Source organism: Xanthomonas euvesicatoria, assembly GCF_013112235.1.
GTDB classification, from domain to species: domain Bacteria; phylum Pseudomonadota; class Gammaproteobacteria; order Xanthomonadales; family Xanthomonadaceae; genus Xanthomonas; species Xanthomonas euvesicatoria.
In genome coordinates this window covers 996799-1009163 of the sequence record NZ_JABFFS010000001.1, presented here as the reverse complement: position 1 = coordinate 1009163, position 12365 = coordinate 996799, and the positions used below count along the sequence as shown (strand labels likewise).

7 protein-coding genes are annotated in these 12365 nt (G+C 65.0%); 2 read left to right on the top strand and 5 right to left on the bottom strand.

Annotated elements, in window-relative coordinates; translation table 11 throughout:
• Positions 1–26 precede the first annotated feature (26 nt).
• On the bottom strand, positions 27–695 hold the full coding sequence (locus HLH45_RS04230) for a YceH family protein (protein ID WP_014091506.1): 669 nt from the start codon (positions 693–695) through the stop codon (positions 27–29).
• A gap of 331 nt (positions 696–1026) precedes the next feature.
• On the opposite strand from HLH45_RS04230, the gene HLH45_RS04225 reads away from it, so the two are divergent.
• Both HLH45_RS04225 and pyrF read left to right on the top strand, forming a co-directional pair.
• Entirely contained in the window at positions 1027–1986 is a 960-nt protein-coding gene (locus HLH45_RS04225; RefSeq protein WP_029820805.1) for a 5'-nucleotidase, lipoprotein e(P4) family, read from the top strand.
• Positions 1983–2714, top strand: coding sequence for an orotidine-5'-phosphate decarboxylase (pyrF, locus tag HLH45_RS04220; RefSeq protein WP_008571914.1), 732 nt, complete (start codon positions 1983–1985; stop codon positions 2712–2714). Before HLH45_RS04225 ends, pyrF begins: the two co-directional genes overlap by 4 nt.
• Positions 2715–3123: 409 nt before the next feature.
• Here pyrF and HLH45_RS04215 read toward each other — a convergent pair whose 3' ends face one another.
• From HLH45_RS04215 to HLH45_RS04200, 4 genes are all read right to left on the bottom strand, one after another.
• Positions 3124–4644 carry a tryptophan halogenase family protein gene (locus tag HLH45_RS04215; protein WP_008571913.1) on the bottom strand — a complete coding sequence of 507 codons (1521 nt, stop codon included), beginning with the start codon at positions 4642–4644 and terminating at the stop codon, positions 3124–3126.
• A gap of 105 nt (positions 4645–4749) precedes the next feature.
• Entirely contained in the window at positions 4750–7785 is a 3036-nt protein-coding gene (locus HLH45_RS04210; protein ID WP_008571912.1) for a TonB-dependent receptor domain-containing protein, read from the bottom strand.
• A gap of 316 nt (positions 7786–8101) precedes the next feature.
• On the bottom strand, positions 8102–11140 hold the full coding sequence (locus tag HLH45_RS04205) for a TonB-dependent receptor (protein ID WP_008571911.1): 3039 nt from the start codon (positions 11138–11140) through the stop codon (positions 8102–8104).
• 167 nt (positions 11141–11307) lie between these two features.
• Entirely contained in the window at positions 11308–12360 is a 1053-nt protein-coding gene (locus HLH45_RS04200) for a LacI family DNA-binding transcriptional regulator (protein ID WP_008571910.1), read from the bottom strand.
• Positions 12361–12365 lie beyond the last annotated feature (5 nt).

Here is a 12365-nt window from a genome sequence, read left to right as displayed (position 1 = left end):
GGCCGTCGGTGGGTGCCGCGCACAGATCAGGCGCCAGCTGCGTCCAGCCGCGCCTGTACCGCGGCAAGCGCCTCCTGCAGTTCGGCGACCGTTGCTTCCAGCGCCTGCATCCGCGCGTCCAGGTCGCTGCTGTCGCTGCCACTGCGCGCGCTCGGTGCCGCACGCGCGGCAGCGGCCTGCAGCGCCTCCACATCCAGCTCGCCGCTGAGCAGATGCATGTAACGGTCTTCGCGCTGACCGCTGGCGCGCGGCAGTTGTGCGGCCAGGCCGCGCTGGATCAGCCGCTCCAGGTGATGGCGCACGTCGTCGGCATCGTTGAAACGCGCCAGGCGCTCGCTACGTGCGTACAGCTCGCCCAGCGTCTGCGGGCCGCGCAACAGCAGCAGGCCGATCAGTGCGACTTGCTGGCGGGTCAGATCCAGCACGCTGCCCAGGCGGTGCTCGTAACGCTCGGCACGCGAAGAAAACTGCTGGCGCACCAGGCCCAGGGTTTCCAGCTGGCGCAGCGCGTGGTGCACCACGCCAGTCTGCAGATTCAGCACCGGCTCGCGCGCGGTTTTCTGGTTGGCGGCCACCTGCGCAGCGTTGACGGTGAGCGGGTACGCGTCCGGCGTGGTGGCCTCCTTTTCGATCAGGCATCCCAGCACGCGGGCCTGGGCGGTATCGAGGACGGGCGGGGGCGAGGTCTCTGTCATGGATGACTCCGGGAGGCGATCAGCGCACAAGGATATGCCGATCCGCTGCCGGCGTTCTTCCGCTGCGACGCTATGCAAGGTGGCCGACGCCATCGACGGTGTCGCGCATGTCAGCGTCGTGCGCCGGCAACGGGCGTGGGCATCCAGGAACGGGCACGGCACATATTCGCCATCGTGTGGAAGACCGATGCAGCCACGCGGTTGGACGACCGGTATTGCGGCGACCGTCATCCGTGCGCCCCTGTCATTTCGATGGCGGCGCCATCGGCCAGCGCGGGCGGTACGGCGCGAACCGGCTAAAATCGCACGCTTTATTGTCGACCCTGTCCCGGTGGATGCCATGCGCCCCTCGCTTTACGCTCCGTTGTCCTTCATCGCCTGCACCGCGCTGGCCCTGGGCGCCTGCAAGCCCGCCGACACGCAGCCAGCCCCGCACGCGCAGGAAGCCACCGCAACTGCCAATGCCGACGCCAGCGCTGCGGCCAGCAAGGCCGCAACGTCGTCCACCACTGCACCGGCCGGCGACGACAACCTCAATGCGGTGCTGTGGATGCAGCGCTCGGAGGAATACCGTGCCGTGGCCGAGCAGACCTATCGCGCTGCGGCCGACAAACTGGACGCTGCACTCAAGCAATCCAACTGGGACGCGTTGGTGCCGGAGGAACGCGGCAATGCCGCCACCGGCCTGAAGCCGGCGGTGGTGCTGGATGTGGACGAGACTGTGCTTGACAACTCGCCCTACCAGGCGCGGCTGCTGCGCGATGGCAAGGAATACGACGAGCTGAGCTGGGACCAGTGGGTGGCCGAGAAGAAGGCCACTGCCATTCCCGGCGTGGTGGATTTCGCCAAGGCCGCCAATGCCCGCGGCATCACCCTGATCTACATTTCCAACCGCGCGGTGCACCTGAAGGACGCCACCTTGGCCAATCTGCGCAGCGTGGGCCTGCCGGTGGCCGATGACAGCGTCTTTCTCGGCCTGGGCACGGTGGTGCCCGGCTGCGAGCAGAACGGCAGCGAAAAGAACTGCCGCCGCCAGCTGGCCGGACAGAAGTACCGCGTGCTGATGCAGTTCGGCGACCAGCTGGGCGACTTCGTGCAGGTCACCGCCAACACCGGCCAGGCGCGTGGCGCCTTGCTGCAGCAGTACCACGACTGGTTCGGCGAACGCTGGTGGATGCTGCCCAACCCCAGCTACGGCGGCTGGGAGCCGGCGCAGTTCAACAACGACTACGCGCAACCCTGGCAAAAGCGCCACGACGCCAAGCGCGCTGCGCTGGAGGTGGCCCGATGAGCCGCGCGCCCTTGCCGCTGGCCGCGCATGAGCGGCTGATCTTCGCGCTGGATGTGCCCGGCCACGATGAAGCGATCGCCTGGGTGGACCGGCTCGGCGATTCGGTGTCGTTCTACAAGATCGGCATGGAGCTGCTGGCATCGGGCGAGTACTTCCACGTGCTCGATGCGCTGGCCAAGCGCGACAAGCGCGTGTTCGTGGACCTCAAGTTCTTCGACATTCCCGCCACCGTGGCCGGCACGATTCGCCGCCTGGCGCAGTGGCCGGTGAGTTATTGCACGGTGCACGGCTGGCACGCCGGCATGCTGCAGGCCGCCGCCGAGGCCAATCACGGCGACATGCGCCTGCTGGCGGTCACGGTACTGACGTCGATGGGCCGCCTGGACTTGGCGGCAATGGGCATCGACCGTGAACCGGTGGACGTGGTGGTGGAACGCGCGCTGGCTGCGCAGGCCGCCGGGATCGATGGCGTGATCGCTTCGGGGCAGGAAGCCGGCCCGATCCGCCGCGCCACTGGCCCGGACTTTTCGATCGTCTGCCCCGGCATCCGCCCCGGCGGCCCGGTCGGCGACGACCAGCAACGCACGGTCGGCGTGGCGCAGGCATTTACCGACGGTGCCGACGCGATCGTCGTTGGCCGCCCGATCCGCCAGGCGAGCGACCCTGCAGCCGCTGCCACCGCCATCCAGGACGAGATCCGCGCGGCACTGCCGCAGAACGGAAACTGATCGGGCCGAAGCAGCGGCCAGCTTCCAAATAAATCAATAGCTTAGGCGGCAACAATTAAAGCATTGCTTTAATGTGAAAGTCTCGTTAACATGCCAGCGTCCGATGTCAGTCGGAAGCTGTGCCACTCATTGTCCACCGGGCTTGTCCCGGTTTTCGAAGGGATCGGGCCTTGTGTCCGATCCTTTTTTTTGGCCGTCACGTTCGCGTGTCGTGGCGACCGACATCAGTGGCTGGCTGCGTGGTGGCATAGATCGCGCGTTACCCGCGGCACCAGGCGAGCATGCATCGCCTGGACGCACGCGCGAAGCGCGCCGTTAGCGCACGCTTGGATCCCTGCGTTCGTTATCGGTCATGCGCAACTGCCACCACCTTCAGCATCAGTTCCAGCCGCAGTGCAAACCAAGGCACTTACGGTAACGCAGCCGCCTTGCAGTAGCGGTCGATGAATTGCTGGTGGCTTGGCATCACATCCACGCAGTGGCTGATGGTCTGCGCCACGCTGGCCAGAAAGCCTTCGGCGTCGCGGTCGGGCACCTGGTCCACCAGCGGGTGATATCCCTGCGGCAGGATGCCCTGGCCCACCAGTACCTGCACCCAGCTGATTTCGGCAAACATTTCTTCGGCATTGCGATAGAAGCGCCCGCTGTCGCGGAACAGGTCCAGCGTGGTCTGCAGCTCCGGGGTGATCGGCATGTGGCGGCAATGCCGCCAGAACGCGCTGTCGTCGCGCTCGGTGGCGTGGTAGTGCAGCAGCAGAAAGTCGCGGATGCGGTCGAACTCGAATGCAAGCCGGTCGTTGTAGCGCTGCACCAGCACCGGGCTGATGCCCTCGCGCGGAAACAGCTCCAGCAACTTGGAAATGCCGGACTGGATCAGATGGATGCTGGTCGATTCCAGTGGCTCCAGAAATCCGCTGGCCAGGCCCAGTGCGACGACATTGCGGTTCCAGCACTGCTTGCGCCGCCCGGTGGTGAAGCGCAGCGGGCGCGGGTCGGCCAGCGGCTTGCCGTCCAGATTGGCCAGCAACGTGGCGGCCGCTTCGTCGTCGCTGATGTGCGCGCTGCAGTACACATAGCCGTTGCCGGTGCGGTGCTGCAGCGGAATGCGCCATTGCCAGCCGGCTGCGCGCGCAGTGGAGCGTGTGTATGGCGTGGGCGGGCCCACCTTTTCGCAGGGCACTGCCAGCGCGCGATCGCACGGCAGCCAGTGGGTGAAGTCGTGATAGCCGGTGTGCAGCGCCTCTTCGATCAAAAGCCCACGGAAGCCGGAGCAATCGATGAACAAGTCGCCGTGCACCGTCTGTCCGGACGCCAGCTGCAGCGATTGCACATGGCCGCTTTCCGGATGCAGCTGCACCTGCTCGACCAACCCTTCGATGCGGGTCACGCCGCGCTGCTGCGAATACCGGCGCAGAAAGTGCGCGTATTGCGTGGCGTCGAAGTGGTACGCGTAGGCGATGTTGGCCAGCGGCGAGTTGGCCGGCACATCGCCGGCGGAGGTCATGAACTTGCCGCGCGCAGCCGCCACGGTATTGAGCGTGTACGCGCCCAACGGCTGCGCTCTGCCGCGTGCGTGTTGCTTGATCCAGTATTGGTGAAACGGCAATAGCCCCAGCGGGTGCCCGATCTGGGTGCCGAAGCCATGCATGTACGCGGTTCCCGGGCGTTGCCAGTCGACGAACTCGATACCGAGTTTGAAGCTGCCCTGGGTCTGGCGCACGAACTCGGCCTCATCGATGCCGAGCAGGTTGTTGAAGGCCTTGATGTGCGGCACGGTGGCTTCGCCCACCCCGACGGTGCCCAGCTGGTCGGACTCGATCAGCTGCACCTTGAAAGTGGGCCCGAGCACGCGCGCAAACGCGGCGGCCGCCATCCAGCCGGCGGTGCCGCCGCCGACAATGACGATGTTGCGAAGTGGAGCGGGAATCATGTCGATGCATTCCTGAGCAAGACAGCGGACGGACACACGAACGGGGCCAGCCGGCCCCGTTCGAAATACCACATGCCCGTGCCGGCGCATGTGGCAATGCGCGCATCAGAACTTGGCGCCGATCTCCAGCACCACGCTGCGCGGCACGTAGTTGATCTCGCCACTGGTGTTGATGGCGATGTCCGGAGCGAACTGACCATTGCTGCCGAAGCCGTTGTAGGCGTAAGCGCTGTAGTTCTTGAAGTTGAACGCGTTGAGCAGGTTCACACGTGCGTTGAGCTTGAAGTCGCCGGCCACGGTGAACTCCTTGGTGGCCTGGAAGTCCACCGTGCGGTAGCCCCAGATATCGCCGCCGACCAGGAACTTACCGCTACCCGGCGGGGTGACGCCGACCTGCTGGCAGGTGGCGCCATCGGGATCGGTGAAGCCGAAGCAGGCGATCGTGTTGATCGGCTCGGGCGTGGCCAACACCAGCTTGGCACCGAAGGTCACGCCCCACGGACCATCGATCGAACCGGAAGCGACAAAGCGATGTGCGGCCACGGCATCGGACTTCACGAACGGATAGCCGCGGATGGTGGCCTTATCGAAGCCGTAAGGCTCGTCGATGTTGCGGTTCTGGCGCGCGCTGGTGTGGGTGTAGGACAAGGTCAGGCCCCAACCGGATTCCTTGGTGTACGGCTTGTCGGCCGACAACAGCACCTGGCTGTTGCGTTGTTCCAGGCCGTTGCTGCCCAGGATGGTGTTCTGATAGCCCGGCACCGGCTCGCCCCACGGCACGTTGCCGTTCTGGAAGTAGGAGCCATCCGGATAGCGGTTGATCAAGCCCATCGCGAAACCGTCGTAGCTCAGGATGCGCTGGAAGGTCACATCGGTCAGCCAGTCGCCCACCTGGTTGGTGATACCGATGCTGTACTGGTCGCTGTACGGCGTCTTGAGCTTGTTGTTGAACATGAAGAGCTCGGCGCTGCCGGCGACACCGGGAATGGTGTTGAGCTGATCGATGCCGTTGAGATAGCGCGGGTCGAACGCTACGCAGGTGCGGTCGGCGCGATAGCACGTGCCGGTGGCCGGGTTTTCGAAATACACCGCCACCGGCGACAGCGCCGCCTTGCTGGTTTCCAGCGCCAACTGTTCGAACAGGTTGCGGTCGTACGAGCGCGCGGCACCGCCATGCACAATGGCGGCTTCGTCGCCGAAGATGTCATACGAAAAACCGAAGCGCGGCGCCCAGGCATCCTTGAAGTTCTTGCGGTTGTTGCCGGTGCTGATGTAGTCGGCCACGTTGATGCCGCTGGGCAGCAGACGGTTTGCCCACGGCTGGCCGGGATTTTCTGCGTCGTTGGCATACAGCGCATCGACGAACGCCTGCGAGGTGACGAAGTTGGTGTAGGCCGGGGTGTCTTCGTAATCCCAGCGCACACCGATGTTGATCATCAACTTGTCGGTGGCGGCCCAGTCGTCCTGCAGATAGATACCGTACTGCTTGGACGGCGAGACCACCGTGGCGCGCTGGCCTGGCGTGGTGTAGGGCGCAATGAAGTCCACGCGGTACGGCGTTGAGTCAATGCTGCCATTGCTGACGCGATAGCTGAACTGCGGATTCAACGCCGCCGCATCCTGCGAGGTGAGCTCGATGTCCTTGTAGTTCACACCCATCTTGATGGTGTGTTCGCCATGCCACTGGAAGCTGGTGAAGGTCAGATCGTTCTGGATGAACCAGCCTTTCTGGCTCTTGCGCTGCGCGTTCTTGCCGCCAGCCGAACCGGTGGTGAGGAACGTGCGCTCATCGATATCGGTGGAGCCGGCACGTGGCTGGAAATAGGTGTAGACGATGCCATTGCCCAGGGTGCGCGGGGTCGGGTTGTTCTCCGAATTTTCGGTGCCGACGATGACCTCGTTGAACCAGTTGTCGGCACTGTGCTGCCAACGCAGGTTGGTGCGCTTGTCCTTGTTGATCTTGTCAGTGGCCTGCGCGAGCGTGTTGGTACCGCCGACGTTGGCAGTCTGCGTCTCGTCGCGGTAGATCGTGCTCAATTCGATGCGATCGCGATCGGTGGGCTCGAAGTCGATCTTGCCGAACAACAGGTCTTCTTCGAACGGCATGTTGGCCGGGCCATATTGGCTGGCCAGGTTGGCCGGCAACTGGCTGACGAAGGCCGCCGCCTCCGAGCTCGGCTGCACGCTCTTGGGCGCCACGTTTTCCTTGCCTTCGTAGGCAACGAAGAAATGCATGCGGTCCTGGATGATCGGCCCGCCAAGTGCGAAGCCGTATTCCTTGGTCTGCGAGTCGATCTTGCCATTGGCTTCTTCGTCGGGCCGCTTGTCGCGCAGGTCCTGATCGGTATAGCGATAGAACGCTTCGCCGTGGAATTCGTTGGTGCCGGACTTGGTGGCCGCGGTAATCGCCGCGCCACTGATCTGGCCGTACTCGGCCTTGTAGTTGGAGGTAATGACCTTGTATTCGCCGATCGCCAGCTGCGGGAACGGATTGCCCTGCGTATCGCTTTGACCGGCGACGCCGCCGCTACGCACGTAGCTCTTCTGGCCTACGCCGTCGATATACAGATTGCCGGCGCTGGCATTGGATGCACCGCCGCGCAGCTTGGTGTTGCCGTTGCCATCGACCTGAAACACCATGCCCGGCACGGTATCGGCAAACTCCAGGAAGTTACGCGTGGCCTGCGGCAACTGCTGGATCTGGCGCGCGCTGATGGTGTTGCCCACTTCCGAGGTCTTGACGTCGCGAATCATCGGCGCGCTGACCGTCACCGTATCCAGCGTGGTCGCATCACCGGCAGGCGCCGCGGCCGTCTCGGTGCCCAGATCGACGATGGCGCTGGAGGCCACCGACAGGGTCACCGTGCGGCTGATGCCGTTGGATTCGACCTTGTAGGTGCCCGGCTGCAGCCCGACGATGGTGTAGTTGCCGTTCGCATTGACCGGCGCGCGTCGCACCGAGCCGGTGGCGAGGTTGGTGACGACGACTTCGCTGCCGCTCTGCGCGGAAGCGACCTGGCCGCGCAAGGTGGCGTTGCTGGACTGGGCCATGGCCGGAGTGGTGGCGAACAACGAGGCGGCCAGGGCGCAGCACAACAGGCTGCGCGCCGGCAGGGTGGAGACGGTGCGGTGATTCTTCATGACTTTCCCCCTCCCAGGGGTAAAGCGCGACGCAGTGCAGTGACTGGCGCGTTGGGTTGGTGCTTTGGTGTGGAACACAGGGACAACAGGCAACAGCAGCCGCAAGGGCTGCAAGAACAACAAGGGTCTGCGGTGACGGGTGCTTGCTCCTTCAGGCACGGGTCGAGACGGGTGAGGCAATGACGACGCGTGGACGATGCAGTGCCGTGGCAATCACCGGGCAATGCAAGACCAACGATGCACCAGGGTGCGTGCCGTGCACGATGGCCAGCACAGGCGGCACCCCTGTGCTGGCGACTGCGGCGATGCTAGCGACTTACCAGATGATGCGTGCGCTCAGGAACAGCGTCCGCGGCGAGGTGGACAGCGCCCCGTACTGGTTGATGCTGGCACGCGGGTTGTAGACGCCGTCCTGGCCCCAGTCGATGGCGTACTGATCGTAGTTGCGGAAGTTGAGCGCATTGATCAGATCCCCGCGCACCTGCACGGTCAACGCCTCGGTGACATGCATGTCCTTGGACAGCGACAGATCCAGCTGGCGCGTGCCGAAGATGTCGCCGCCGGCGATGAACTTGCCGCCCGGTGCATCCACCGAGACGATGCGGATGTTCTCCGACGGCTGGCCGCCGTACTGGTCGTAGGACACCGCCTCATTGCGCGGCGGCACCGTGGCCAGGGTCAGCTTGGCCGAGGCGCTGATGCCCCAGAACAAATCGTAGATGCCGGTCAGCACCAGGCGGTGGCGCGGCACTGCGTTCAGATCCAGGAACGGGTAGTCGGCGATGGTGGCCGCATCGAACCCGTAGCGCTCGTCGTTGCCGCGGTTGCCGCGTGCGCGCGAGAACGTGTAGGCCGCCGTCAGCCCCCAGCCGCTTTCCTGGGTATAGGGCTTGTCGGCCGACAGCAGCAGCTGTCCGGTCTTGGTTTCCACGCCGTTATTGCCGATCAGCAGCGAACCGAAGCCCGGCGGATTCTCGTTCCACGGCTGGCCGCCATTCTGGAAGAAATCGCCATTGGGATAGCGGTTGCCCAAGGTCAGGATCAGACCGTCCTTGCTGTGAATGTAGGACACCGTGGCCGAGGTGTTCCACTCGCCCAGCCGCGTGCGCAGGCCCAGCGAATACTGGTCGGAATAAGGCGTCTTCAGATCGTTGTTGAGCAGGTCGATCTCACCGTTGCGCACACCCGAATTGACCAGACCGCCGAGGCTTGCCGGGTCGCTGAGGTAGGCCGGGTTCCAGTTGACGCAGGTACCCGGCGCCGGCGTGCAGCCGGGCGCGGCCTCGGCGAAGCGGAGCGTGTACTGCGCCAGCGCCGACTTGACCTGCTCCAGCCCCAGGATGTCGAACAGGTTGCGGTCGTAGCTGCGTCCGGCACCGCCGAACAACACCAGCGATTCGTCGCCACGGAAATCGTAGGAAAAGCCCAGGCGCGGCGCGAAGTTGTTGTTGTCCTGCTTGCGGTTATTGCCGGTGCTGATGTAGTCGTTGATGTTGACGCCGCCCTTGGCCAGTTGCTCGGCGTAGGTGGCGCTCACCGTCGGGTCGGTGCCGGGGCCGTTCAAGGCCGCCACCACTTCCGGCGGGGTCACGTTGTCCAGGTAGGATGGAATCTTCTCGCCATCCCAGCGCACGCCCAGGTTCAATTGCAGCTTGTCGTTGACGTCCCAATCGTCCTGGATGTACAGGCCCAGCTGCTTGCTCTTGGTCGTCACCGAGGGCGCCGCACCGGCAAACGGCAGGTTGAACTTCACCTGGTACGGAATTGCCGAGGTTCCCAGGCCATCGGCCACCGCGTAATAGAAAGAAGGATTGACCGTCGAGTTTTCGCTCTGGGTCAGCTCCACCTCCTTGTACTTCACGCCCATCTTGATGACGTGGCTGCCGTGCCAGTCGATGCTGTTGAAGGTCAGGTCGTTCTGGAAGCTCGGGCCTTTCTGTCCCTTGCGCTGGATCGCCAGGCCGCTGGTGGCGTTGTCGCGGATCAGCACATCGTCTTCGGCAACGCCGCGGGTATAGATGTTCTGGTTGCCCAGGGTGAAGGCATTGGGGTTGAACAGCACGTCCTCGTAGGAGACACGCGCCTCGTTGACGTAACGTTCGCCGAAATGCTGCCAGCGCAGGTCATAGCGCTCTTCGGTGTTGAGGTTGTTCTTGCCGGCGATGGCGGTGTTGCGGTCGCCCACGTCGTCGCGGCTCTTTTCGTCGCGGTACTTGGCGGTCAACTCCAGGCGATCGTTCTCGCCCACGTCCCAGTCGATCTTGCCGAAGTACAGATCTTCCTTGAACGGACGGGTGACCGAACCCAGGCGGCTCTGCACGCCGGCCGGCAGGTCGTCGCTCAGGGCGCTGAAGCTGTCCGGCACCGAGACCGGGTTGGCCGACACCTCGAAGCCCTTGCCTTCGTAGCTGACGAAGAAATGCGCCTTGTCCTTGACGATCGGCCCGCTGAAGGCCATGCCGTATTCGTCCTGGTGGGTCTGGCGCTTGCTGCCGTCGGCATTGGGCGCACCGGCGCGCTCGTCGGCCTGACGCGCGCGGAAGTCGGTATTGGTGGTGCGCCCGAAGATCTCGCCGTGGAACTCGTTGCCGCCAGACTTGGTGGAGGCCACGATCGCCGCCGATCCCACCTGGTCGAACTCGGCCTTGTAGTTGGAGGTGATGACCTTGTATTCGCCGATCGCCAGCTGCGGGAACGGGTTGCCCGCGCTCTGCTCCTGGCCGGAGACGCCGCCGAACAGATAGCTCTTCTGGCCCACGCCGTCGATGTAGACGTTGACCGCCGAGCTGGCCTGCGCGCCACCGCGGATGCGGCTGTTGCCGTTGGGGTCGGTCTCGAACTGCATGCCGGGCACGGTGTCGGCGAACTCCAGGAAGTTGCGCGTCAGCTGCGGCACCGTGTTGATCTGCTTGAGCGACACATTGGTGCCCACTTCGGAGGTCTTGACCTCCTGCAGCGAGGTGGCGGTGACCTTGACCGTGTCCAGGGTAGTGGCGGTGCCATCGGCGGGCGTCGTCGCCTCGCCGCCACTGCCCAGATTCAGGCTCACCGACGAGGCCACCGACAAGGTCACCGTCTTCTCGGTACCCGGGCCGGCATCCACCTTGTAGGTGCCCGGCGGCAGGCCAACCAGGGCATAGCTGCCGTCCGGCCCGGTCGCCACGCGTCGCGTGGTGCCCGTGGCGACATTGGTGGCGGTCACCGTGGTGCCTGCCTGGGACGCGGCGACTTGCCCGCGCAGGGTGGCATTGCTGGACTGGGCCATGGCCGGGCTGGCGGCCAGCAACGAAGCGGCAAGGGCGCAGCACAGCAGGCTGCGCGCCGGCAGGGTGGAGACGGTACGGTAGGTCTTCATGACTTCCCCCTCCCAGGGGTCAGGCGCGTACCGGCAGCGTGGTCGGCGTGGCGCAGGGTGACGCGTTGTTTCAAGGACGAACGAGCAGCGGTAGCGGCAACGATAGAGTTATAAAAAACATAAGAAACCGTAAAGAATTCGTGAAGATGCGACGGGGTACATAGACGTCAATGGCCCGATGTGCTGCGGGCGGCGCTGGACGCACGCACGATCAGTTCCGGAACCATCTGCGAAAACGCCGGCGGCGCAGCGTCGGAAGGCGGTGCAGGCGCATCGACCAACTGCTGGCCCAGCAACAACTGCAACGCGCGCGCGCCCAGGCCGGCGATATCCACCCGCATCGTGGTCAGCGCAGGCAGCACGTAGCGCGCCATCGGCACATCGTCGAATCCGGCCAGCGCAATGTCCTGCGGCACCTTCAGCCCGGCGTGGCCGAGCGCGAACAGGCAGCCCAAGGCCATCATGTCGTTGGCGGCGAACACGGCGTCGGGCCGCGTGTCCCGGGCCAGCGCCTGGCCGGCGCGGTAACCGGATTCTTCGTCGAAATTGCCGGGCAAGACCCAGGGCTGTGCGGCCGGGTCCAGCGCCAGTTCGTCGCGATACCCGCGCAGGCGCTCATGCGCATCGAAGTTGTCGTCCGGCCCGGCGATGAAGGCGATGCGGCGGTGGCCACTGTCGCGCAGATGCCGGGTCATGACCCGCGCGCCGCCGTAGTTGTCCACATTGAGCACCGGGCGCTGGCTGGCGCTGCCGGCGCAGTTGAGCAGCACCGCCGGCAGGCCACCGGGCAGCGCGTCTTCATGCACGCCCGAATCGCCCAGCGACGGCGACATCACCACCACGCCGTCCACGCGCCCGGGCAGGCGCTCCAGTGCACGGCGCTGCGCCTGCGGGTCGCCGTGCGAGCTGGACACCAGCAGGTGATAGCCCTGCTCGCGCGCCACCTGGTCGATGCCGCGGATCAATTCGGAAAAGAACTCGCCATGCAGGTCCGGCAGCACCACCCCGATGGTGTGGGTGCGCCGGCTGCTCAGGCTGCGCGCGGCGTGGTGCGGGATGTAATTGAGCGCACGCGCCACCTGCAAGACCCGCTCGCGTACCGACTCGGCCACGTGCTGATGCCCGTTCATGGTGCGCGAGACCGTCGCCACCGACACCTGCGCTTCGCGCGCAACGTCCTTGATGGTGACGCTGCCGCCTTCGGACCGTGGCCGACTCATGCTGT

Excerpts from the sequence above, each read along its gene's own strand:
- HLH45_RS04205 (WP_008571911.1), bottom strand. The coding sequence starts at position 11,140 with ATGAAGACCTACCGTACCGTCTCCACCCTGCCGGCGCGCAGCCTGCTG.
- HLH45_RS04210 (WP_008571912.1), bottom strand. The coding sequence starts at position 7,785 with ATGAAGAATCACCGCACCGTCTCCACCCTGCCGGCGCGCAGCCTGTTG.
- pyrF (WP_008571914.1), top strand. The coding sequence starts at position 1,983 with ATGAGCCGCGCGCCCTTGCCGCTGGCCGCGCATGAGCGGCTGATCTTC.
- HLH45_RS04230 (WP_014091506.1), bottom strand. The coding sequence starts at position 695 with ATGACAGAGACCTCGCCCCCGCCCGTCCTCGATACCGCCCAGGCCCGC.
- HLH45_RS04200 (WP_008571910.1), bottom strand. The coding sequence starts at position 12,360 with ATGAGTCGGCCACGGTCCGAAGGCGGCAGCGTCACCATCAAGGACGTT.
- HLH45_RS04215 (WP_008571913.1), bottom strand. The coding sequence starts at position 4,644 with ATGATTCCCGCTCCACTTCGCAACATCGTCATTGTCGGCGGCGGCACC.